The organism is Romboutsia weinsteinii (genome assembly GCF_002250835.2).
Lineage (GTDB): Bacteria > Bacillota > Clostridia > Peptostreptococcales > Peptostreptococcaceae > Romboutsia_A > Romboutsia_A weinsteinii.
The window spans coordinates 87,658-111,207 of sequence record NZ_NOJY02000011.1; the positions used below are offsets into that span (position 1 = coordinate 87,658).

The 23,550-nt window shown below is 26.8% G+C and carries 24 protein-coding genes; 2 read left to right on the forward strand and 22 right to left on the reverse strand.

Annotated features, from left to right (window positions below; all coding sequences use genetic code 11):
* Positions 1-22 precede the first annotated feature (22 nt).
* The gene (locus CHL78_RS08430; protein WP_094367051.1) at positions 23-1,915 is read right to left on the reverse strand and encodes a GGDEF domain-containing protein; all 1,893 of its coding nucleotides are present in this window, start codon (positions 1,913-1,915) and stop codon (positions 23-25) included.
* A 619-nt stretch (positions 1,916-2,534) separates the two neighbouring features.
* Here CHL78_RS08430 and CHL78_RS08435 point away from each other — a divergent pair.
* Positions 2,535-3,521 carry an aromatic acid exporter family protein gene (locus tag CHL78_RS08435; protein WP_094367052.1) on the forward strand — a complete coding sequence of 329 codons (987 nt, stop codon included), beginning with the start codon at positions 2,535-2,537 and terminating at the stop codon, positions 3,519-3,521.
* Positions 3,522-3,572: 51 nt separating this feature from the next.
* On the opposite strand, the gene CHL78_RS08440 is transcribed toward CHL78_RS08435, so the two are convergent.
* The 19 genes from CHL78_RS08440 to CHL78_RS08530 all read right to left on the reverse strand — a co-directional run bounded on the left by CHL78_RS08440 (position 3,573) and on the right by CHL78_RS08530 (position 21,764).
* Positions 3,573-4,235, reverse strand: coding sequence for an ABC transporter ATP-binding protein (locus CHL78_RS08440; RefSeq protein WP_094367073.1), 663 nt, complete (start codon positions 4,233-4,235; stop codon positions 3,573-3,575).
* Between the two features lie 13 nt (positions 4,236-4,248).
* Positions 4,249-6,822, reverse strand: coding sequence for an ABC transporter permease (locus CHL78_RS08445; RefSeq protein ID WP_094367053.1), 2,574 nt, complete (start codon positions 6,820-6,822; stop codon positions 4,249-4,251).
* Positions 6,823-6,968: 146 nt separating this feature from the next.
* Positions 6,969-8,387 (reverse strand): sensor histidine kinase, encoded by a 1,419-nt coding sequence (locus CHL78_RS08450; protein WP_094367054.1) that lies wholly within the window; start codon positions 8,385-8,387, stop codon positions 6,969-6,971.
* Entirely contained in the window at positions 8,381-9,094 is a 714-nt protein-coding gene (locus CHL78_RS08455) for a LytR/AlgR family response regulator transcription factor (RefSeq protein ID WP_094367055.1), read from the reverse strand. Before CHL78_RS08455 ends, CHL78_RS08450 begins: the two co-directional genes overlap by 7 nt.
* A gap of 186 nt (positions 9,095-9,280) precedes the next feature.
* Complete coding sequence (locus CHL78_RS08460) at positions 9,281-10,132, reverse strand: cation diffusion facilitator family transporter (RefSeq protein WP_094367056.1); 852 nt, start codon at positions 10,130-10,132, stop codon at positions 9,281-9,283.
* Between the two features lie 12 nt (positions 10,133-10,144).
* Entirely contained in the window at positions 10,145-10,501 is a 357-nt protein-coding gene (locus tag CHL78_RS08465; protein ID WP_094367057.1) for an ArsR/SmtB family transcription factor, read from the reverse strand.
* A gap of 208 nt (positions 10,502-10,709) precedes the next feature.
* A complete protein-coding gene (locus CHL78_RS08470) occupies positions 10,710-11,048 on the reverse strand; it encodes an SdpI family protein (protein ID WP_094367058.1) in 339 nt (112 codons plus the stop codon).
* Between the two features lie 73 nt (positions 11,049-11,121).
* On the reverse strand, positions 11,122-12,477 hold the full coding sequence (locus tag CHL78_RS08475; RefSeq protein ID WP_094367059.1) for an MATE family efflux transporter: 1,356 nt from the start codon (positions 12,475-12,477) through the stop codon (positions 11,122-11,124).
* Between the two features lie 158 nt (positions 12,478-12,635).
* Positions 12,636-12,950 (reverse strand): DUF3784 domain-containing protein, encoded by a 315-nt coding sequence (locus CHL78_RS08480; protein ID WP_094367060.1) that lies wholly within the window; start codon positions 12,948-12,950, stop codon positions 12,636-12,638.
* 37 nt (positions 12,951-12,987) lie between these two features.
* A complete protein-coding gene (locus CHL78_RS08485) occupies positions 12,988-13,305 on the reverse strand; it encodes a hypothetical protein (RefSeq protein WP_094367061.1) in 318 nt (105 codons plus the stop codon).
* Positions 13,306-13,401: 96 nt separating this feature from the next.
* Entirely contained in the window at positions 13,402-13,857 is a 456-nt protein-coding gene (locus CHL78_RS08490) for an AraC family transcriptional regulator (RefSeq protein ID WP_094367062.1), read from the reverse strand.
* A gap of 188 nt (positions 13,858-14,045) precedes the next feature.
* Positions 14,046-14,669, reverse strand: a complete 624-nt coding sequence (locus CHL78_RS08495; RefSeq protein WP_094367063.1) for an ABC-2 transporter permease — start codon at positions 14,667-14,669, stop codon at positions 14,046-14,048.
* Positions 14,669-15,514, reverse strand: a complete 846-nt coding sequence (locus CHL78_RS08500; RefSeq protein ID WP_094367064.1) for an ABC transporter ATP-binding protein — start codon at positions 15,512-15,514, stop codon at positions 14,669-14,671. Before CHL78_RS08500 ends, CHL78_RS08495 begins: the two co-directional genes overlap by 1 nt.
* Positions 15,515-15,517: 3 nt before the next feature.
* Positions 15,518-15,892 carry a GntR family transcriptional regulator gene (locus CHL78_RS08505; RefSeq protein WP_094367065.1) on the reverse strand — a complete coding sequence of 125 codons (375 nt, stop codon included), beginning with the start codon at positions 15,890-15,892 and terminating at the stop codon, positions 15,518-15,520.
* A 306-nt stretch (positions 15,893-16,198) separates the two neighbouring features.
* On the reverse strand, positions 16,199-17,005 hold the full coding sequence (locus CHL78_RS08510) for an alpha/beta fold hydrolase (protein WP_094367066.1): 807 nt from the start codon (positions 17,003-17,005) through the stop codon (positions 16,199-16,201).
* 75 nt (positions 17,006-17,080) lie between these two features.
* Positions 17,081-17,437, reverse strand: a complete 357-nt coding sequence (locus CHL78_RS08515; RefSeq protein ID WP_094367067.1) for a hypothetical protein — start codon at positions 17,435-17,437, stop codon at positions 17,081-17,083.
* Positions 17,424-18,698: an MFS transporter gene (locus CHL78_RS08520; RefSeq protein ID WP_094367068.1), complete on the reverse strand. Its 1,275-nt coding sequence runs from the start codon at positions 18,696-18,698 to the stop codon at positions 17,424-17,426. Before CHL78_RS08520 ends, CHL78_RS08515 begins: the two co-directional genes overlap by 14 nt.
* Positions 18,699-18,847: 149 nt before the next feature.
* Positions 18,848-19,504, reverse strand: coding sequence for a TetR/AcrR family transcriptional regulator (locus CHL78_RS08525; RefSeq protein ID WP_094367069.1), 657 nt, complete (start codon positions 19,502-19,504; stop codon positions 18,848-18,850).
* A gap of 403 nt (positions 19,505-19,907) precedes the next feature.
* Positions 19,908-21,764 (reverse strand): DNA primase family protein, encoded by a 1,857-nt coding sequence (locus CHL78_RS08530; protein ID WP_094367070.1) that lies wholly within the window; start codon positions 21,762-21,764, stop codon positions 19,908-19,910.
* A gap of 516 nt (positions 21,765-22,280) precedes the next feature.
* Between CHL78_RS08530 and CHL78_RS20715 the strand changes: the two genes are divergently transcribed.
* Positions 22,281-22,442 carry a hypothetical protein gene (locus CHL78_RS20715; protein ID WP_158540664.1) on the forward strand — a complete coding sequence of 54 codons (162 nt, stop codon included), beginning with the start codon at positions 22,281-22,283 and terminating at the stop codon, positions 22,440-22,442.
* A 190-nt stretch (positions 22,443-22,632) separates the two neighbouring features.
* Here the strand turns inward: CHL78_RS20715 and CHL78_RS21425 are convergent, their stop codons facing one another.
* Together CHL78_RS21425 and CHL78_RS20720 are read right to left on the reverse strand one after the other, a co-directional pair.
* Positions 22,633-23,229: a (2Fe-2S)-binding protein gene (locus tag CHL78_RS21425; protein WP_330408598.1), complete on the reverse strand. Its 597-nt coding sequence runs from the start codon at positions 23,227-23,229 to the stop codon at positions 22,633-22,635.
* 133 nt (positions 23,230-23,362) lie between these two features.
* Positions 23,363-23,539 (reverse strand): NADPH-dependent FMN reductase family protein, encoded by a 177-nt coding sequence (locus CHL78_RS20720; RefSeq protein WP_158540665.1) that lies wholly within the window; start codon positions 23,537-23,539, stop codon positions 23,363-23,365.
* Positions 23,540-23,550 lie beyond the last annotated feature (11 nt).

The following is a 23,550-nucleotide window of genomic DNA, read 5'->3' on the forward strand; positions in this document are numbered from 1 at the left end:
AGTTAAATTCCATTACCTAGATCTAGTTATATGTAACCTTATTTTTCCCAGTTTTCTTAGATATATATAAATTTTTATCTGCATTTTCTAATACATTTGTCGTACTATCACTGTAGCTACTTACACCTATACTTACAGTGACCTTAATATCAGATTTCCATGTCATTGACTCTATTTCTTTTCTTATACTTTCTGCCATATCAAGTACATCTTCATTATTTTGGCTTTTAGATATAATTACAAATTCTTCTCCACCATATCTAAAAAGTTGATAATGTCTACTTATTGTACTTCTAATAACCTCACATGTATCTACTAAAACCGTATCCCCAAATTGATGCCCGTATGTATCATTTATATTTTTGAAATTGTCCAAATCAAGAATCATTATGTAGAATTTTTTACCGTTATCTAATGCCATCTTATACTTTTTATCAAAAATTCTTCTGTTATATGCATTTATTAAAACATCATGAGTATTTCTACGCTTTAGTTCTAGCAATTTTTTATTAAATAACACTAACCCTAGGATAAATATAAATATAATTTTATATATTAACAATTTAAAATTATTACTTTCTATTAACTCATTTTCATATTTAATCTTGTCTAGTATATTATAAGAGTAGTCTCCATATCTTTTATCTTGCTCATACTCTACTAAATCACTTAAATCCATAAGGTACTCATTTTTTAAAATAATATTATCTTCTATCTGGATTAATAATTTTAATACTTTCTCATATAAATAATAGTTTTTATCAGATTTAGCCCTTGATAAAAGATCCTTATATATAGATTTAGATTTACTAGGTTCACCAGTCTCCTCATAAAACTTTCCTAAGGCTAATGCATATGATATATCTTTTTCATAATAAGACTCATTTTTATCTTTCTTCTGTAGTTCCAAAGATTTATCAAGAGATTCTTTTGCAGATTTTAAATCATTTTTATGTACATATATCTCAGAGTCCATATTATTCTTCAAAATTTCTATGTCTCTGTAATCTTCTTCTGATAAATTATCTTTATAATCAGGTATTTTATCTGAAAATTTTTCTGCATTTTCATAATCTCCAATAGTTAAATATAATTCACATAAGTTTATAAATGCATATACTTCAACTTCTGCACGCGTACGCTCATCTGCTATTTCTATATCTAAAGATTCTTGAATTACTTTAATACCGGTTTCATAACCTTTTAATCTACTAAATAATAAGGCCAACTCTATCATTGATTCCGCTTGGCTCTGTTTATCATTAAGCTTTTTAGATAAGTGTACTGACTTTATAGATGCTTCAGATGCTTTGGCGTAGTTATTAGTCAATATATACCAAGTTCTAATTTTATCAAGGATTTTTAAATTTATCTTTTCTGATAAGTTATAGTATCTAGGTACTCCATGTTCTATCAACTCTATTGCTAAATTAGCATCTGTCATATCTATTACATCATCCATAAATTCTAGTATAATATCCACATTATATTTGTAATCCTTAGATCTTAAGTTAGAGAAATTATCTTTTATTAAGTTGATAGCTTTGTCCTCTTCACCTTGATTTAAATATATTTTTGCTAGCACTTCAATAGATGTTAGCCTTGTTTTTATATTTGTATATTTATTGAAATTAGATATATTTTTAGATAGTATTGCTTCAGCCTGAGATATTTTATTATCATTAATCTTTGTATATGCAATTAATATATTTTCCTCAGGTGCTTTATTAATTTTTTTCATAAAATCTATATATTCTTCTAATTTAGCGTTTGTAATTTTATTTTTTTCAAAGCGATATATTGATTCAACTATTCCTTCATATTCTTTATCTATTTTGAATTTAATTCCTAATATTGATATAACTATTAATATTCCAATTATCCTTAGAGCGTATTTTTTTTCAGATTTATTCATTTAAATGCACCAAAATATTTTTCCCTTCTTTATTAAGATTACTTTATAAGGTATTATGCTTGTTCATACCTCATACTTTTTTATTTTTTATATACTCATTTTGTTATTTTCAATATATTTTTCTATTTTTTACCTTTTTTCTACAATTCACATTATATTTATACCTTTTGAGCATCTTTCTAATCCTTTTTAAATTATATTTTGATTTTATATTAAGTTTTCATATCAAAATTGTATATTTTCCAATAAAAAAGACTGCCATTACTGCAGTCTTTTTTTTGTCTATATATTAAGTGTTATTTTACTTAGTCAATTCCTACTGAATATAATCGAAAGCTGTCACTTCTTGTTGAATCCTTATATAAGTTATCATAAAAATTTTGTATTGTATATACTAAAGTTATTTTTTTATATAAAAATTTATTTTTATAGTTAGTAAGTATGGTTTATTAAAACATAATAAAATTCATCATCCTGTATAAACATTTATCAGTTATTTCTTGTCGTATATTTTATACTATCTACATCAACCCACTTATTAATTTTTAGCAACCCCCTTCTAACTACATAAATTTTATGGTAGTATTATCCTTATTATATATCTGAAGGAGGTCTATACTTGGACAAAATTAATGCACTTAAAGTAATAAAATTATCCCTTGGATGTTCTCTTGCTATATTTATTGCTTGGTTATTAAACTTAGAATATTCAACAGTTGCTGGAGTCATAGTCTTACTTACAGTAAAAAATACTAAAAAAGAAACTCTTAAAGGTACTATTGGGAAAATTTATGGTTTCCTTCTATGTACTATTTTCTCATACTTATGTTTTAATATTTTAGGATATCATTTGACTTCATTTTCAATATTTATATTTATAATTATAACTCTTTGTTTTTTGTTCAAAATCCAAGATGTTATTGCCATGTGTGTAGTTATCGGATCTCATTACTACCTTCAAGGAGAGGTGTCTCTTAGTTGGATTTTAAATGAGGCTGGGATATTTGTAATAGGTTCTGGAATAGGTGTAATAATAAATATGTATATTCCAACAAATATACATAAAATCTATGAAGGTCAAAAAAAACTACAAGAAGAAGTAAGCACCGTACTTATAGATATTGCTGATCTTATTGTCGCTCCTAAAGTAGAAAATATGTATGATAATGATTTACATACCTTAAATTCACTTATTGATAGTAGTATTTCTGAAGCTTATGACAATATCAATAATAGCTTATTAAGTGACACTAGATTTTTCTTAGACCATATGGAAATTATAAAAAGCCAAAGAGATATTTTAGAAAACTTGTATAGTAATGTATCCCAATTAAGTTGCACACCACCACAAGCTCATATTATATCTGCCTTTATACATAAAATAGGTCATACTGAATTTGAAGCAGAAACTGGAAATCTACTTCTTGAAGAATTAAATAGACTAATATTAAGTATGAAAAATCAACCTCTTCCTGTAAATCGAATGGAATTTGAAAATAGAGCTATTTTGTTTTTATGCTTAACTGAATTGAAGCAGTTTTTAATTAATCGTAAACATGCTCAAATACTTAGGGATGATAATTTTTATAATAAATTATCAATATAAATTCAATTTAATAAAAAATACTCATATCCTTAAGATATGAGTATTTTGAATCTAGCTTGCTTTCCCATCTTTTATAGTTATTACCTTATCAGCCATAGCTGCTATCTCATTGTTATGAGTTATCATAATCAAAGTTTGTCCAAACTCATTTACACATTTCTTTAATAAATCCATTACCTCATAAGTAGTCTTTGTATCTAGATTTCCAGTAGGCTCATCAGCAAATATTATCTCTGGTTTATTTGCAAGTGCCCTAGCTATAGCAACCCTTTGCTGTTGACCTCCACTTAGCTCATTGGGAAATTTATCAACCTTATCCTTTAGCCCTAGTATGCTTATAAGATTATTTATATATTTTTTATCTACTTTTTTATTATCTATATTTACTGGAAGTACTATATTTTCATATACATTAACTACTGGTATTAAATTAAAACTTTGAAATATAAATCCAAATTTTTCTCTTCTTAGTTTTGATAGTTCATCCTCTGATAATTTAGATATATCTTTATCATTAAGAAGCACCTTACCATTTGTAATACTATCTAGACCTGCAATACAATGAAGAAGAGTACTTTTTCCACTTCCACTTGGACCTATAATTGATGTGAATCTTCCTTTTTCAAAAGATAAATTAATATCTGTTAAAGCTTTTACTGTACTTAAACCTTTTCCATAAGTTTTATTTAAATCTATTGCCGTTAATATACTCATTTTATTATCTCCCCTATTCATTTATTCTCAGTCCTTCTACTATACTTAGCTTCACTAATTTATTTTTAGATAAATAAGTTGCTAGTAAGCACATTATTATTGTAACTACTCCAAATTGAAGTATTTCATATATTGGTATAGTGTAAGCCATCTTATTGTCTATTCCTAATCCTTGAGACATTGTACTATTTACCATATATACAAATTTGAAGTGACTTAATGTGGCTACTACTGATGATACTAATATACTAAATATTGCGTATATAATACTTTCCTTAATTATCATCCCTTTAATATTTGTCATACTCATACCAATAGCTCTAAGTGTTGATATTTCTTTTATTCTAAGTATAATATTAGTTTTAATTATGCAAATTATATTTATAGAAGATATTATAAGAGTAAGAATTACAGATATTAGTACTTCCCTTTTACTCTTTTCTGAGTGTTTTGCAAAATAATTTAGATAATTATACTTACTTTCTGCTTCTTTAAATGAACTATTTTCAACTATTTTATTTAACTCTTCATTTGCTACTTCATCTTTTTCATTATTTAATTTTATTGATATTTTGTTGTAGTTTTTTATATTAGTCATATTTCTAAAGTCATTTTCATTTAATATAACTTGAAATAAAGAATCCATTCCTCCATCTTGTGTTACAATATAATCTTTATTTAGTAAACCACTAACTCTAACCGATACATTTTTGTATTCTAAATTACCATTGTTATTTACAGGGGCCTTAATTTCTATTATGTCTCCTACCTTTACTTCCTTCAAAGCTTTAGCATCATTTGAACTTTTTTGTCGAGAGTAAAAATAGTTTGAAATTAATACATTTGGATAGTTTTCACCACTTAAATCATTACTTTTACCTTCTTTATCATAAATATTACTTCCATCTTCTATGTACTTATCAAGACTCTGTATAAAATCTTTGTTATATCCTTTTACACTAATATCCATTTCTAGATTGCTTTCATTTCCTTTACCAAGTACTAGAGGCTTAATATCATCTGTAATACGATTTATGTCAGTTTTTAAATACCCGCTAATATCCATACTGGGCGTAACTTCTTTAATATTATTAATCATTGATATATCATCAATAATATTTTGATCGTAATTAGCATAAAACTCATTGGTATTACTCTTATTGTGCCTTAAAATGACATCAGTATCTCCCATTGACATAACTGCCAAACTATTACTTGATGAACTATCTTTATCTTCGTTATACGCTACCATCTTACTTATAAAAAGTGTTCCTGCAAGGCTTATTGAAAGTATTGATAAAATAGTTCTACTCTTATTCCTCCATACATTCTTGTAAGCCATCTCCCCAGTTAACCCAAATACTTTTCTAATTAATTTATGGTAAAATCTTTCCTTTTGATTTTTTAAATTATTATTAGTACTTCTAATAGCCTCCATAGGCGATATTTTTGATGCTTTAAAAATACAAAAAATACTAGATACTAAGACTACAATCACAGCTAATATCAAGGGCTCCATTATACTTTCTTTACTTATGTAAATGCTTTGATAATTATCATATACACTATTTATTCCTAATAAAGATAAGACATATCCAACTCCAAAACCTGTTATAAGCCCCATTATAAGAACAATTAAGCTCTGAATCGAAATCATAAGCCTTATATTTTTCTTTTTCATACCAATAGCTCTAAGTACTCCTATTTGATTTGTCATATCAATCAATATAATATTAAATATATTGTATATAACCAGACCTGCCGATATCATTGGAATTAATTTATTATTTCTGCTAAATTTAGTATTTTTAGTCATGTCATAATCCTCTATAGCATTACTAAGTTGTATATTTAACATAAAATCCATATTATTTAATCCATATTTTCCTGTAAGCTTATTAAGCTTAGACCAGCTTGGAGTCTTTGTATTAAGCTTTATTACTCCACTATGTGATAGAAATTCACTTGGGATTATATCTTGATTATTTGAAAAATGTGTAAATCCTTTTACTTTGTAATATTCATTTCCCTCATAATATCCACTGGGCTTTTGAACTATACCTACTAGCTTAAATTTCTTAGCTTTACTATAGATTTGATTTTCATCTTTATCGTCTATATATTTTTTAATAACATTAAAGTCAATCTCTTCATTTAACTTACTGTCTAAATTCATTTCTTTCAATGCTTTTTCTTCTAAAACTATTTCATTTTCATTTTTAGGATAAGTTCCTTTTATAATCTTGTATCCATAAGCATCTATAAACTCTTTATTATAAGAATTTAAATCTATAGATACTCCATTTTTATCTACAATATTTCCTAGATTGATTACATCATGTATCTCTGTTACTTCTTTATCACCTTTTAGCTTATTAATTACATCATCACTTAAATTACTATATTCAACATGATAATCGCTAAAGTTTTTATAAGCTTCATCAATGTTTACCTTACTTTGAGTTTCTGGTATAACATTTAATGTAAATATCAGCATTACTGCTAGAGATATACTTGTTATGAGTGCTAAACTTTTACCCCTTTGACTTATTAAATATGATACTGCTAACTTAAAACTACTTTTCATACCTACCTCCCAGTTGTTTCTTGTATAATTAAAGGGTGCTACCTTTTATATTTAAAAAGATAACACCCTTTAATTTTTCACTCAATATTTATAACACAACTGGTATTTTAACCGATACAACTGTCATGTTTTGAACAAAGTTAATTTTATTTAAGTGGTATGTATATAGTAGCTACAAATTTATTTTCTTCAACTTGAATATCTATCTCTCCATCATACTTTTTAATTGATGATTTTATACTGTCAATACCAATTCCATGAATATACTTGTCCTTTTTGCTAGTTAGTATCTTATTGTTTTTTGATATAACTTTATTAGTTTTACTGTTTTCGCATTTTATAATATAATAGGATTTTACAATTGTCCCTCTTATACTTATATACCTTTTATGCTCTTTATTCTCTATTTTTTCACATGCCTCTATTGCATTATCAAGTAAATTTGTAAATACACTTGATACATCTATCATCTCTACAAAATCACATTTTGAAAAATCTATATTGCATAAAAACTCTATATTTTTTAACTTACACAGCTTATTTTTTTCACTTAAAATGATATCCAATATAACATTTCCTGTATTGTATGTACTTTCAAAATCTTTCAATTCATCATTGATACTAGCTACGTATTTATCTACTTCATCATTTTTATTTTGAATCACTTTAATATTTGTCATATGATTATTTATATCGTGATAAAGCCTTTTGACTTTTTCTTGAGACTCTTTTATATTTAAATAATAATTATACTGCATATCAAGCTTCTTATTAATAACCTCAAGCTTTGCTTTTTCTTGAGTAGATTTTAAAAGTTTTATAAGTGCAAATATAAAAACTATATTACTTGCAATTATTATATAAGGCAGTACTTGTTCTGCAAAATTTACAAATGGTATAATTTCAAATGATTGACTAAGTTTTATCTTTTTATCACTTATTATATTATAAAGGTTATATAAACTGCTTGATGCTTTATTTAAGAAAAATATTACTAACGTATTCATAACTATTGTAAATCCAATATACAAATAATACTTCTTATTAAGAGATAGATTTTTCAATTTATCAGAATAATATGCAGTTAAAATAATACACAAGCTAATTATTAGCGTCCGTAAAATATCAAAATATATACCCCAATTAAGATTTAATTTATTCTTAGTAATAATATATATATACAATATAATATACCCAAGTGTAAGCTCTATTCCTCTGTATATAAATATATAAAGTACAGAATAAACCAAAGCTTTCTTTAAATCAAGAGAATATGAAACTTTACAAATTAAAAATAATAAAATTATTGAAATTATTAGAACTACTCCCGAAAAATAAACTCTAGTTCTGATTATTATTAATAAAAATATTAAAAATACATTTACTATATTATAAATATTAAAAAATTTGATTCGATAATGTATCCACCTACTTTGTCCACTTCTCAACATATTATCTTTTACTTTGTAGACATAGCCTATTTTTTTCATCATTACAAAAAATGCTACTATAAATACTATGCTACTTACTATTTCTCTAATAATGTAAAAATCAATGTTTAACATAATTTATCTCCCATTGAACGAAGAAATTCAACCTTAAAATCCTTAAATCTATGTCTACTTATAGATACTTCATCTTTATTTTCAAGTATTGCCACATACTGTTTTATATTGTCTACATATTCCATATTTACTAAAAAACTTTTATGGCATCTATAAAAATTATGATTATCTAAATCTTTTTCTACTTTATCCATAGTGCTTTTAAGTTTATAATCACCTTTTATTGTGTGTATAGTCATATCTCTTTTTTGTATTTCTATGTAAGTTATATCACTTACTTTTATCCTCAAGCTCTCACTTTTTCCATCTACAAGTATGTATTTATTTTTCTCACGTATCTCATTTATACAACTTATCATATGTTTTTTTAAATCTTCATACCTTAAAGGTTTTAATAAATATCTATAAGCTCTTACTTCATATCCTTCTTGAATATAATCAACTAATGATGTTGTAAATATTATTTCTACATTTTTATCATCTATTTCTCTGATTTTTCTTGCAGTATCCATCCCACTTAACTTGTCCATTAAGATATCTAGTAATAATATGTCTATATCATTAGAATAATTATTAAGAAGCTCTTCCCCTGAGTTAAATGTAAGTATTTCATATAATAAACTAGTTTCATCTAGTATTTTTTTTAAGTACTCTTTTATTAATTCTCTTTGTTCTTTTTCATCTTCACATACAACTATTTTTAGCATTTACATCCTCCCAATTTATTACCTTTTTCCCTATCAACATTATATATCAAAGATATAATATAATGATAGTTTCATATAGCAATAAATTATAATTTTGGTAAATTAATACTAATTATACAATTGAATTTAATCATTGTAACTATTAAAAGCACTTATACCCAATGGATACAAGTGCTTTTAATAAAATTATAGTACTTCAATAGTTGATTCTTTTATTCCTTCATTATTAAGCATTTTTTTAATTTTATTTAATACATCGACTTTATTAGTATTTTCTAATGCTTTTATAGATGCTGTTACTACATGCATTTCACCATCCATAGTCCACATGTTTATTTTTTCAATATTTTCTATTTCGTCCATTTCTATTAAATGCTCTTTTATTTCTTCATAAAGATCTTCGTCAGGTACCCTTTGCATTATAATCATAAGAGCAGTTTTTAGATTAAAGTATATATTTCTCCCTATAACAAAACATATTCCAAGTGAAAGAATAGGGTCTAGTATATACCAATTTGTAAAGTATATTACTACACTTACAACTAATACAGCTACCCATCCTAGTAAATCTTCCATTAAATGCATCATTACTGTTTTATCTAGTATTTTTTTAGAACCCTTCATCCTAAATACTGATGCTCCATTTATAACGATACCTATAACAGCTAAAAATAACATTCCCTCTGCTTTTACAGCCGTTGGATTTCTTAATGCTTGTAAAGCTTGATTAAATACAAATATTGTACCTACTGAAAGCACTGTAATATTAATAAACGCTCCAATAAGTGAAAGTCTCTTATATCCATAAGTATATTTTTCATTTGATTCTTTTTTGCCTACCTTTTCAAATATAAAAGATAGTGCTAACGCTAAACTGTCTCCAAAATCATGTACTGCATCAGATAGTATCGCTGTACTACCTGTAATAATACCACCAAATAATTCTAATATTGAAAATCCGAAGTTTAGTAAAAATGCCATTGTTACATTACTTACACCTTCAGAATGATTATGTGAATGATTATGACTATGTTTCATACTATCATCTCCTTATTTATGTTTTATATGTTCTAACGCTCTACTTACAATGTCTACAATGTGCTTATCATCTAATGAATAGTAAACATTTTTTCCTTCTTTTCTACTTTTAACTTGTCTTTCATCCTTTAATTTTTTTAATTGATGACTTACAGCTGACTTAGTCATATTAAGAACTACTGCTAAGTCACAAACACATAACTCTTCTTGCGCTAGTGCAGTAATTATTCTCATACGAGTATTATCCCCTAGCACCTTAAACAGGTTCGATAATTTTGTTATATCCTCATTTGGTAATGTATTTGCTTTAACCTTTTCTACCTTATCATTATCTATTGCAACGCAATCACATATATTATTTTGCTCCATATTTTCCTCCTCTTTAGTTGAGTAATTATTCAACTGTTAAGTATATTATAGTTGAACATCTATTCAACTGTCAATTAGTTTTTATAATTAATATAATTATTATGTAATATCACTATTAAATTTATCCAGTTATTCAAGAATAAATATACTTATAAATAAAAACAGCTAGAACTGTTGAATTATCAAAAGCCTAGCTGTTTTTAAATAACTAATTATTTACATCTCTATATTTATTAAACTTATATAAATGAATTTCAGTTGAAACTATCGGTCCCAAAAAAATTAATATTTGTGTTGTGAAATAAACTACACTTGAAAGTTTCAAATTCATTAATTTAGTTAATCCGATAAAAATAATAGCAAATATTAAAGATATTATACAAGCCTTATAAAAATAAGTATTGGCTTCTTCCCAAGTTTCCTTATCTTTCATCCCAAGACGAGTTTTATAGCCCACATGTATATTAGGGTATTGCTTGTAATCATCATGTAGATATTTACAGATTAGCCCCACAAAATACATAATCATTCCCGTAATTAGTACCATTTCCAATTCTCCCTAAATAAGATCTTATTTAATTATAATTAATATCACAATTGCCTAACATAGTCTAAATTAATTATGCCAAATTTAAATCAGTATCCTTTTTACCATACATATAAGTATGTTTATATTTATTTATAAATATCATAGAAACTATCAAAGTGGTAAATTCAGCAAATGGAACAACTAGCCATACACCCTCTACACCTAAGTATTGTGGTAATATTATAATACCTATAGTAAATAATATAAATGTTCTAAGAATAGAAAGAGTTGCAGAAATCTTACCATTTGAAAATGCTGTAAACATTCCAGATGTAAAAATATTCATACCAACAACTAAGAAATTAAATGAAAATATCATAAATCCATTTAAAGTTATATCATATAAGCTAGTTCCTTTTGGAGAAAACATACTTATTATAATATCTGAAAAATATCTAGATGATACAAAAATAAAAATTGCAAATGCAGATATAATTGTGAAACTGTATTTTACTAATTTTCTTATCTGCTCCTCATCTTTACTACCATAATTATAGCTTATACGAGGTGATACACCTGAAGTAAATCCTATATAAGCTGAGTTTAATAAAAACTGTACATAAAGTATTATTGTTATAGATGCTACTCCATCTTCACCTAAAAACTTTAACATAGCCGCATTATATAAAAATGTAGTAACTGCACCTGACATTTGAGTTACCATCTCTGAAGATCCATTCATACAGCTATCTAAAATCAATTTCATGTTAAATTTAGGCTTTACAAAACATAAGACATTACTTTTTCTTGAAAAATAAACAATTCCAACGACGGCAGGAAGTGCATAACTTATACAAGTAGCAAGCGCTGCTCCTAATGCTCCCATTTTAAATTCTACTATGAATATATAGTCTAAAATAATATTTATTATACCGCCAGATACTGAACTTATTAGACCTAATTTTGGTACTCCTGCTGTAACTAAAAAATAATCAAAAAATAGTTTTGCTATCATAACTGGTGCAAAAACTAAAAATACAATCAGATAATCAAAAGAATTTTTATATAGACTATCTGTTGCCCCTAAAGCGTATATTATATCCTTTATAAATATAATGGATAATACAGCCACTATTAATCCAGTTACTATTGCACTTAATGTAATAAGAGTAAAAGTCTCTTTAGCTTCTTGATCTTTACCTTCTCCCATATATTTGGCTACAATAGCATTTCCTCCAGTTGCAAACATTATACTTATACCTATTAGAATATTTATTACAGGGTAAACAATATTAGTTGCAGATAATGCGTTTGACCCAACATATCTAGATACAAATACCCCATCTATAATTGTACTCAACGAGAAAAATACCATCATAATAACAGTTGGTAAAGTATACTTAATTAAAGATATTAAATTTATTTTACTTTCTAGTGATTTACTCATAATGACCTCCTTAATAGATTTATTCCTTTGTCTATAATAAAGTATCCTGCTACAGGATAGTCAATAAAAACAATTGTAAAAATCTATATAAGTAAAAAAAGATATCAATATTTGATTATATTAATATCTTTTCATAAATTTAAATCATCTCATTTTCATCATTTTTTAATAGAATCTTTTATTGATACTACAATTACATATACTACAAGTACCAATAAAATAGCCATTGTAACCTTATAAGCCCATGCAATATTAAATATTTCCCCAAGCCCTGCTATTCCTGTTGCTACTGCTATTGTTATAAATACGGTCGCAACAAATCTATATTCTTTTCTATTTTTCATTTTTTCACGCTCTTTAGGACTTGCTACGAAATACGTAGTCATCAGCAGTGGTCCTTTTTCTTGAAATGCAAACAACGAATAAACTAAGCAAGCAACTGAAATAACCAAGTATATAATCCCTGATAACATAACATCCTCCCCCTTTTTATAATCTAGTTAAGAGTATTTATATTTTTTCTAATTTTGCGTACTTATTTATTCTAGAATATATAGCTATTTCTATAGCAACTCCAGTAATAATCATTGTAGCTACAATGATATTTTCAACATTACTTCCCATAGTAACATAGCTAATACCTGCTAAGAAAATTACTACAAAACCGTATACCATTATATGACTACCAGCAATATTAGCGACTTTGTCGTTATCATATTTCTTAATATTTATAAAGCTTACTAAGTACCCTAATTTATATTTCATAATAACAAATCCTAAGACTACCCCCAGTAACCCTACCATTAAGTATATATATACAATTGCCATAATTCTCACCCCTTTTACTCAAGTATACCAATTATTATAGATAATAAAATAAGATTTGGATAAGATACAGAAAAACTTACCTAAAGTAAGGTATTATTAAGCACTATATTTCTTTATAGGAACACAGATTTCACAGAATTCATTATCAATCATCTCTTTTGAATATCTCTCAATTGTTGGCTTATTATCAATAATGTATCCTTTTTGTTGTAGATCATTAAATATCTCGCCCCATGCTTTTTTTACATCTTCTGTTGTATGATTAATTTTGTAAACAGCATACTCTCCACCTTCTAGTTCCATTTCTTCAACTAAATTATTAACTTCATATTCATTTGGTATTACTATACAAACATCATACCTACAACTTTCTAAAGGTGTAATTTCTGGGTTATCCTGAGCTATACCATAAATTACAGCGTCTTCAGTAAATAAATTATTGTCTGATGCCCATTTTTTTAAATTTCTCATTAATTGAAAATTCTCTACTCCATAAGCACCTACTCTTCTCATATATGCAACTCTACATTTTTCTAATTTTTCAACTCTCATTTTGTTCTCCTTTAATATTTATTTTGCTACAATTCAAAGTTAACATGATTTAAAATGTTTTTCACTAAAACTTTTAAAATATTTTAATTTTTCATTATAATCATTTTTCTAATAAAAAAAGAGTAATAGCTTCGATTCTATTACTCTAATCAATTCATAATATATTATAATTTAGTATTAAACGCTTTTTAAAACTCTTTATTTTTATAAATTTTTAGGCAAATACAAAGAGATATACTAAAAGATACAATTGCAATAAGTATCCCTAAAATAGGTCCAAATTTAATTACAAAGTTAACCAAGCCTTCTATTTTATTTACATCTACAATCCCTGTATTAGCCAATATTCCAGCTAAAACTGAAGGTGTAATTATTAATATCATTAAAAGTAACCTACCTTTTTCTGGTCCTATAATTAATGAAATTGGAATAACTACAGATAAAAATATAGCTGAAAAAGCAAATATTACTGTTGGTATAGTTATTGAACTTACAGATATACCACTAACAATAAAACTTAAAATTATACTTATTATATATCCTATAAAAGAACATATTATGCCTAGTGCATATTTACTTATTACTATGTCATTACGGCTTATAGGCATTGAAATTGCATAGCTATCCCATTCTACTTTCTCATCAGAAGTAAAAGTAATTGTAGGTAGCATAGTACATAATAAACATATTACCCCTATTAGAAAATCTAAATTTTGGGTACCTATTAAAACAAAATACATTGCAAAAACCAATAAAAATGATTTTGACTCTTTCTTTATATTAATAAAATCCTTTAGTATTAAACCTTTCATTATACACCCTCCCTTACATGATAAAGCATTATATCTTCAACAGTAGCATTATCTATAATAAGTTCCTTTGGAATTTTATCTTTAATCACTAAAGCTTCAACACTAAATTGGTTTCTTCGATAGCTTATAATATCTTGTTTATCTAAGTACTTTAAATCTTCTTCGCTACATTTTAATAATCCATATTTTTCACTTAGTATTTCTTTACTTTCACAAAAAATCAATTTACCTTTGTGTATGAATGAAATATAGTCACATATTTTTTCAAGGTCGCTTAAAATATGTGAAGAAATTAATACAGAATGATTCTCATCTTGAACAAAATCCCAAAATACATCTAAAATTTCATCTCTGACAACCGGATCTAATCCTCCAGTAGCTTCATCTAAAATTAACAACGTTGGGTTATGAGAAAGTGCTATTGCAATAGAAAGTTTCATTTTCATACCCTTAGAATATTCTTGGATAATCTTTTTACCTGGTAGTGAAAACTTATTGATGTAAGTGTCAAATATTTCATCATCCCAAGTTCTATATATATTTTTCATGACACTTTTTATTTCTTTTAAGTTCAATTTTTCAGGAAGATGACTTCCATCTAAAACAACTCCTATTTCTTCTTTTTCTATTTTAGTAATTGATTTATAATCTTTTCCAAATATTTTAATACTACCAGAATCTTTGTGTATAAGATCTAAAATTAATTTAATTGTAGTACTTTTCCCAGCACCATTCTCTCCAATAACCCCCATAATACATCCGTATGGTAGATTTAAGTTTAAATTATCAAGCTTAAATCCATCATATGATTTAGAAACATTTGAAATCTCTAATATATTTTTCATATTCTACCCCTCTTCATAAATTAGTTTTAGCATTTCTGTCAATTCTTCAAGATTAATATTGCATATATTCGCTGATTCACAAATTTTTTGCATATAATCTTCAATATTTCTTAAATGTTCTTCTTTTATAAAGTCCATGTTTTTAGTAGCAACGAAGCTTCCTTTACCTGTTATAGATACAATAAATCCTTCTTTTTCTAATTCTTCATAAGCTCGTTTTGTAGTGATTAAACTAACTCGCAACTCTTTTGCTAATAATCTCATTGATGGCAAAGAATCACCTTCATTAAGAATACCTGTCAAAATCATATTCTTTATTTGAGAAGAAATCTGTTCATATATAGGCTGTTTGCTTGCATTACTTATTATTATATTCAAACCTAATCACCTCTCATCTTAAAACGTATATATTGTATATATTAATTATATACAATATATACGTTTTAAGTCAATAATATTATTTTAGAAAGTTTATTTGAAATATTTATTTACTAGTGCTTATATTGATATTAGTACTATTTATATATAAAATAATTTTATTTGGTATAAAAAAGGTGATAAGTTAAGATTTAATTAAATCCTAATTTATCACCTTTCACTATAGCTAAATACAGTATCCATCTATTTTACTTTCATAGTCTGCCAAACTCTCTTTTAGATATTTGAATATCAATATTAAACTTATTATGAGTTAAGAAAATTCAAAACCTGAGTATTAAAATCTTTTGCTTCTTCATATGCCATATGCCCAAGTCCATTAAGTATTACTAACTTACTATTAGGTATTCTTTCAGCAATTTCCTCTGATGAGTTTTTCCCAACTACTTTATCATTGTCCCCACCTATAACTAAGGTCTTAGAGTTTATCTTATCCAGTTCATCATATACATTATGGTTAATACAAGCGTTAGCCTGTATAATAAATCTATTGAAATTCTTTGGTTTACCCACTCTTGTAATTATTGGATATAATAGTCTATATTTTTTAATAGCCTTTTCACTATATGACTTTTCAGCTGTATCAATCATAATACCCTTGTAGTCTTCAGCTATAGCTCTATCTATCCAATTACCAACAACGTTATTTACTGTTTCATTCGCTATAGATACAGTTACAGCTAAAACAAGCTTATCAACTAACTCTGGATAATTAATAGCTAAGTGTTGAGCAATCATTCCCCCTTGTGAAATTCCCATTATCGAGGACTTATGAATTCCTATTTTTTTCATTACTTCTGCTAAATCAGTTGCCATATCTTTAGTAGAATATCCGTTTTCCATTTTGTTTTTTCTACTAAAAACATATACCTTATAATCTTTGGCAAATTCTCTATACATAACTGCAAAAGGTATTGCAGTTCCTTTAACTGTTTTTAATCCATCACCTAAGCCAGGAATCATAATTAAGTTTTTTTGACCTTTTCCAAAGCATATATAATCCATATCGGTGTTACCTATTTTAACATTTCCATTTACTGCATTATAAAACATTTTACCTCCCCCCTTACTTCTATCTTTTAAATTTCTTAAAATAATAAAATATCTTTGTATACTACTTAAACTTCCCTAAAAAAACATAAAGCTTTTTTTCATATAATCCCCTAAAAAACCTAGGTATCCTGGAACACACCAGTGTAAAAATTGATATAGATAATAACCTAATATAGCTATTATACATACAATTAGAAGCTTCACTATAATATTATTTGCTCCAACATTTACTGGTAATGCAAAATTTATTGGTAAAATAGGAATAAATATTTTTAAAGCTCCTAATAAAAAAGCGATGCATAAAGTTATATTTACTAAGCATAACGCTAAAATTACAAGCCCAACGGATAATACTAAAGGCATTATTATCATTATGTTTAGCATCCTCATTATAAAATTTATAATTGTATATATAAGTTTATTCTCTATCATTACAAACCTCTATATAAACCTCATTATTTCTCATACTACTAAAAACTTTTTTAGACATAAGTGCTATTACACCAGAAGCTAAAGCAGCTATAAATACTATTATGTGAGCATCATTTTTAAGAACTTCAAATAAATATCCGTATATAATTTGACCAATAGGTGGCGAACACATTGTCATAGCTAAACAGAATGAAATAACTTTTCCTGTAAGATGACCAGGTGTTTCACTTTGAATAAAAGTCAATATCTGAATACTAAATAAAGTAGATAGCGCCATTATTAAGAAGCAACATGCTGTCACAACAATATAAGAAATCATATTAGATACATTAAACATAAGTACAAGACCCATAGGGATTAAACATAATATAGCAAGTGATAAGATTATATGACTGTGGTAAATCTTAATCTTCTTTACTAAAATACCAGTCATAATTCCACCACACAGTCCACCAAAAGCTAACATACCTTGAGTAACTCCATATGCTTGACTAGACATATTTAATATTTGAGTAATAATAACCGGAATACCAATCATTATCAATGAGCTTAAGAATAAATTAAAACAAGATATTAAAGTAATAGTTTTGAAAAGTACTGGCTTTTCTTTAAATATAAAATTTATACTAGTTGCAAAATCTTCTTTAACAATCGCAAATGCACTAGATGTAGTTTCTTGTTTTGTATAAGGTATTTTGATAAATATTTCCATAACAGCAGATACAAAGAAACAGATTATACTTGCTATTAATATAGGTGTTAACCCATAAAATCCATATAATATCCCACCAATTATAGGTCCTAGTAAACCTGCAAGTGAACTAACTTGATTTATAACTGCATTTCCTGGTAATAAATTATCTCTATCTACTAAAAGTGGTATGCTGGCTTGAACTGAAGGTTGATAAGCACCTTGTATTCCATATAAAGCCATCGATGTAACTATTAGCATAAATATTAAGTTAAATTTTCCTATAGAAAATGCAAAAACAGTTATTAGTAAAGCAGTTAAAAAATCTAGAAATACCATAATATTTCTTTTATTAGCTCTATCTGCAATAATCCCTCCAAAAGGAGTTACTGTTATCATAGGAATTAGAGAACATGCAGATACAGCGCCAAATAAAGCTGCAGAGTTTGTAGTATCTAAAAGATACAGTGGTAATGCAAATCTTAAGATTGAATTTCCAAATAATGAAATTATTTGACCAATTACCATTAAGGTAAAATCTTTGTTAAAAAGTTTTGTTGTATTCTTCAATTGAACACCCTCCATTTATTAATATTATATTTTTTAATTTATATACATTCGTTCGGTATGTATAAATTCAAAATTAAACTGCCACTATGGGCAGTATTTTTTAATATATTCTATACTTATGCATAACTCACATAAATGATACTATATTTTTACTTTCTTTCTTTTTCTATAATAGCTCTATATCCTTCTAATACTTCAAGCATACTATCATCTAATATAGGAATTCCTAAATCTGCCACCAATTTTCTAAAGAACATAAACTTATTCTTATATTCTTCTTCTGTAGAATAAAAAATAGCTGGGTTTATCCATATGTTCATTAAGATCATAAATGTCTCTGCAACCTCTTTAGGGTTATCAGTTACTATTGATCCATCTTTTACACCATCTCTGATAATAGGCTCTACAAGGTTAGGTACAATACTTTCCACTGTATTGTAAAGCTGTTGAGTTAAAAACCTAGGATTTTTCATTAAATTAGGTGCTGCAGTAGCTAGTTTTTCTTGACCAGGATTTTTTAAAGAAATAAGTAATATCTTCTTAAGCTTTTCTAGTCCTGTATAAGAAGTAGATGTTTTTATTTCTAAAAGCTGACTATCTGATGAATCATAAAGTCTAGGTATAACAGCTTCTATTATTTCTTCTTTAGACTTAAAGTGATGATAAATAGCTCCCTTACTTAAGTCTCCCAAATAATCTACTATATCTTGAATAGTAGTGTTATCATATCCTTTTTGTAAAAATAAATCCATTGCTGCATCTAGAATACGGTTTATAGTAATCTCAGGATTTTTGTTTCTTGCCATTTTCATTCTCCTTTACATACTTTCGTTCGGTATGTTTAAAGAATATCAGTTAAATTTTGTTGTGTCAAGTATCAAATAGCATATGTATAGTTGATAAATCCAAGCAAATGTAATCAGAAATACAACCATTTTCAAATAGTTTTGATTACACTAAAAAACCATGTAATTTCAATATTTCAACCACCCTAAATCTCCCTAAAAACTATAACTATAATATATAATTTCTTTATATTAATCGAATTATTTTTTTTATTTTTTTTTATTTTACCCTATAAGGAAATTTCTTTTAGTTTTTCAGTTACAAGACATCCACAATATTTGCTATTACTGGGTTTAAAGATGTAAAAAAATTTTAAAACTTTAGTTACATCTAGTTCCCCCCCAAAAAAACTATTGAAAACACTTAATTTACAGTATAAATTTTAGTTACTTTACCATTTATTCTTACTATTTTATTACTACTAAAACCTTGTTTTCGCACTTCTTTACCAAAGATAATCTTAGATAGTGGCTTAAGACCTGACTCCACACACCACAGTTGGTACCTTCTATAAATATCATTTACTGATTCATTTTCTATCTTTACATCCTTTGTAAATAACGTCACTGGATTATTAATCTCCTCATACTCACACCAAATTTCATTACAAGCCTTACAATTAGTAATACTCTTGTTAGTAAGTATCCTATAAAGCCCATCAATTGAAATTTTCAGCAAATACTCCATGGCATCTTTACTTGTAAGCTTGTCCTTTATAAAAGGCTCGTAGTCATCATCTCTTTTACTAAATACAGCATTGAAAGGAACAAACACCAGACGCCTCTTAAGACCAGCACTCAAGTCATTAATACGTGGCAACTCATTAGCACTAAATATCAGCTTAGAATAATTTTTAAAATCATATGGATCCATTCCTTTTTTCTCAACATTGACTTTATCCCCAGTTACCAATTTTTTAAAAGTACTGTCATCTTGAATATATTCACTACTTATATCGTCCCCTATATTTGCCAATCTCCCATCTAATTGGAAAGTCTTAAACCTATCTGATAATTCTTTAAGTGACACTGCACTAATATTTTCCTCCCCAAGCAATTCATTTATAAGATGTAGTAATGTTGATTTACCATTTGAGCCGTTGCCTGTAAGTATGAAGCTCTTCCCTATCTCATTACGCCTAAGTAGGGTATATCCTATCATCTCTTCTACTACTAAGCGTAAATCCTTGTCATTACAGCATATTTTGTCTATTGTCTTATCAAGTAATTCATGATAAGCAGATGGATTATAATCGTGCATGATTTTATTTTTTATAATGTATTTAGGAGAGTACTCAAGTAGCTCTTTGCTTTCTAAATCAAATACACCGTTTTTTAATACTATATACTTAGTATCAGATAAATCTTTATCCTCACAAATTAGTTCTAAGTACTTTAATACTTCACCTCTTGGTGTTTTTGTTGAGTTTTTGATGTACTTTAGCATTACTTTTTCTATATCTAACAAATCACCTGAGTAATAACCATCTTTGTAAATATTAAGTTGATCATTGATTTTTACTATGTTTTCATTTTCTATTAAGTATTTTGTTAATTTTTTGTATTGAAGCTTTTTATCTATATAAAAAGATTCTTTTAAAAATTCCTCATCCCTTAAAATTGTATCTATTTCATTGTCACTTAGCGGTTCTTTTAAGATGTATTTGTTTATTATATTTATAGTTTCCTTTATCTCCTCTTTAGATAAACCTGCTGACTGAAGTCTTAAGATATAGTTATACAAAGTTTGATTTCTCCCATCTCCTTCTTCCATATTGAGAAAATCAACACAAGTTTTGTCTAGTGGTACTAACCAAGAAGGTAAGTAGTCAATTTCATCAAATTTTTGTAGCCAATTACGCATCCTACCATCTATTTTCATAGGTATTACTGCATTTTGAGAACCTAGTCCAACATCTACTTTTACTCCTATAGCTACCCAGTAACCCTGCTTTCTCCTGTCTATATTTCTGTTTAAAAAGTAAAAATGCTTGCCCCTTGAGGTTTCAAGTACATTGCATTTGATATTTTGCTCCTTTACTATTTTGAAAACAATATCTGACTGTTCTTTGTCATCAATATCTATTTGAATAATATTATTTTTGAGTACTGCTCCATAGCTATTTAGATTTTCAACATGATTTATACTATAAAACTCAGTCCTATTTTTATATGCTTCAATTGGCTTCTTTCCTTTAGTTGGTATATATCCTTTAAACATATTAATTTCCCCCTATAAAATCTCTTATTCTTTTATTTGCAACCTCAATATAATACTTCCTATCAACCTTAAGATGAGTTTTTACATTATTTAAGCATGTCATGCAAGTTTTAATAAAAAAATATCAGTCTTTTCATCAACATATAAATTAAGCATAATTGCTAATTTATAAATTCCGTCTAGATAAAACCTACTATTGCCGTTTATATTGTTGGTTAAAGTTGGCATACTTATAGATATGATAACTTTCTCTTAGCTTACCTTTAAGCTTCTCCTTTTTCATTACCTCCATCCACTTTCCACATATCCTTGTATGTAGCGCAAGTTATTATTGATATAAATATAGCACACCTAAAAAATCCTTGTCAATAATATTATGCAAGTTTTTCGTATAACGTTTTTATTTTTCTTGCATACTATAAAAACTTAATTTACCTTCTAGGCGGATCCTTCGCTCCAGATCATTCAACAATTGCAAGGTTTCGTAGTATTCATTTTGCACCAATAAGTGAAGATTTGGTAGCGCAATTTACAAACTTTCTTGGAGATAATAATGAAATTTCAAAAGATACATTGTTTATTGATGGTACAAAAATAGAATCATCAGCTAAATTGAAGGTAGAACTAAAAATTTACAAGTATCTAAGTTATTTCATGAAAAAAGAAAAGACAATTTAAATAGCGTCTAAAAAATGGTATTTTTTATACATTTATTTGTTATGCATACTTTTAAACCAAAATGTAAAACCCATATAAAATGATTAGATATTTAGTTATAAGATAAGTAAAAAGGAGATATCACAGAACAAATTTTAATTGTTCATGCGACATCCCCTTTAGTTAAATCTATAATAAAATTATAAACTAATTATCTTTTATTTTCTATTATATTTGATATAATACCTTTGCATCTTCCACATCCTGCACCTGCTGTAGTAACTTCTCTAACTTTTTCAAAAGTATCGGCTCCATTTTTTACTGCTTCTACAACTGTCTCTATTGATACATTTTTACATCCACATGCATTTTTTAGAAGATCTTCTACTGCCTTAAGCTCTTCTTCACTTTCAATAACTATATCTGGTATTTTTTTTAGCTCATCTATAGTTCTAGCTCCCTGTGCTTGAGCCTTTCTAATTTGTACGTATTTATTTCTATCTAATGTAAATATTTCTACTCCTAATATATTTGATATAATAGTTGCACATCTTCCACAACCTGCACCAGCTTCAGTAACTTCTTTAACTTTTTCAAAAGTATCGGCTCCATTTTTTACTGCTTCTTCAACTGTTTCTATTGATACATTTTTACATCTACATGCATTTTTTATAAGAACTTCTACTTCCTTAAATTCTTCTTCATTTTCAATAACTATATCTGATATTTTTTTAAGCTCATCTATAGTTCTAGCTCCTTGTGCTTGAGCCTTTCTAACTTGTAAATATTTATCCATTGCTAATGCCATATGTTTTTCTCCTAATATTTTAATTTATTGTCTAATATCTTAATTCTATAATCTTATTATGTAATATAGATATATTTTAAAATTAGATATCTATATAACTAATGTTTAATTTAATAAAACGTCATATAGTAGCTTATACCCTTGTACATTTTATTAAAACTTCTTTATTGTGAACTTCAATCACTACTTTCTCTATATCTTTTACACCGAAGAATCTCATCATGCTTTCTAAATATTTAACTGCAATTTCTATTTCAGCTTCTGGCGTATATTTAAATATTTTGCCTGTACGGTTTAAGTAATCTTCCATAACAGAAAACC

What these genes read in the sequence shown, in the direction of transcription:
- CHL78_RS08430 (WP_094367051.1), bottom strand. Translation starts at nt 1,915, where the DNA reads ATGAATAAATCTGAAAAAAAATACGCTCTAAGGATAATTGGAATATTA.
- CHL78_RS08440 (WP_094367073.1), bottom strand. Translation starts at nt 4,235, where the DNA reads ATGAGTATATTAACGGCAATAGATTTAAATAAAACTTATGGAAAAGGT.
- CHL78_RS08445 (WP_094367053.1), bottom strand. Translation starts at nt 6,822, where the DNA reads ATGAAAAGTAGTTTTAAGTTAGCAGTATCATATTTAATAAGTCAAAGG.
- CHL78_RS08450 (WP_094367054.1), bottom strand. Translation starts at nt 8,387, where the DNA reads ATGTTAAACATTGATTTTTACATTATTAGAGAAATAGTAAGTAGCATA.
- CHL78_RS08455 (WP_094367055.1), bottom strand. Translation starts at nt 9,094, where the DNA reads ATGCTAAAAATAGTTGTATGTGAAGATGAAAAAGAACAAAGAGAATTA.
- CHL78_RS08460 (WP_094367056.1), bottom strand. Translation starts at nt 10,132, where the DNA reads ATGAAACATAGTCATAATCATTCACATAATCATTCTGAAGGTGTAAGT.
- CHL78_RS08465 (WP_094367057.1), bottom strand. Translation starts at nt 10,501, where the DNA reads ATGGAGCAAAATAATATATGTGATTGCGTTGCAATAGATAATGATAAG.
- CHL78_RS08470 (WP_094367058.1), bottom strand. Translation starts at nt 11,048, where the DNA reads ATGGTACTAATTACGGGAATGATTATGTATTTTGTGGGGCTAATCTGT.
- CHL78_RS08475 (WP_094367059.1), bottom strand. Translation starts at nt 12,477, where the DNA reads ATGAGTAAATCACTAGAAAGTAAAATAAATTTAATATCTTTAATTAAG.
- CHL78_RS08480 (WP_094367060.1), bottom strand. Translation starts at nt 12,950, where the DNA reads ATGTTATCAGGGATTATATACTTGGTTATTTCAGTTGCTTGCTTAGTT.
- CHL78_RS08485 (WP_094367061.1), bottom strand. Translation starts at nt 13,305, where the DNA reads ATGGCAATTGTATATATATACTTAATGGTAGGGTTACTGGGGGTAGTC.
- CHL78_RS08490 (WP_094367062.1), bottom strand. Translation starts at nt 13,857, where the DNA reads ATGAGAGTTGAAAAATTAGAAAAATGTAGAGTTGCATATATGAGAAGA.
- CHL78_RS08495 (WP_094367063.1), bottom strand. Translation starts at nt 14,669, where the DNA reads ATGAAAGGTTTAATACTAAAGGATTTTATTAATATAAAGAAAGAGTCA.
- CHL78_RS08500 (WP_094367064.1), bottom strand. Translation starts at nt 15,514, where the DNA reads ATGAAAAATATATTAGAGATTTCAAATGTTTCTAAATCATATGATGGA.
- CHL78_RS08510 (WP_094367066.1), bottom strand. Translation starts at nt 17,005, where the DNA reads ATGTTTTATAATGCAGTAAATGGAAATGTTAAAATAGGTAACACCGAT.
- CHL78_RS08515 (WP_094367067.1), bottom strand. Translation starts at nt 17,437, where the DNA reads ATGATAGAGAATAAACTTATATATACAATTATAAATTTTATAATGAGG.
- CHL78_RS08525 (WP_094367069.1), bottom strand. Translation starts at nt 19,504, where the DNA reads ATGGCAAGAAACAAAAATCCTGAGATTACTATAAACCGTATTCTAGAT.
- CHL78_RS08530 (WP_094367070.1), bottom strand. Translation starts at nt 21,764, where the DNA reads ATGTTTAAAGGATATATACCAACTAAAGGAAAGAAGCCAATTGAAGCA.
- CHL78_RS21425 (WP_330408598.1), bottom strand. Translation starts at nt 23,229, where the DNA reads ATGGCATTAGCAATGGATAAATATTTACAAGTTAGAAAGGCTCAAGCA.
- CHL78_RS20720 (WP_158540665.1), bottom strand. Translation starts at nt 23,539, where the DNA reads ATGGAAGATTACTTAAACCGTACAGGCAAAATATTTAAATATACGCCA.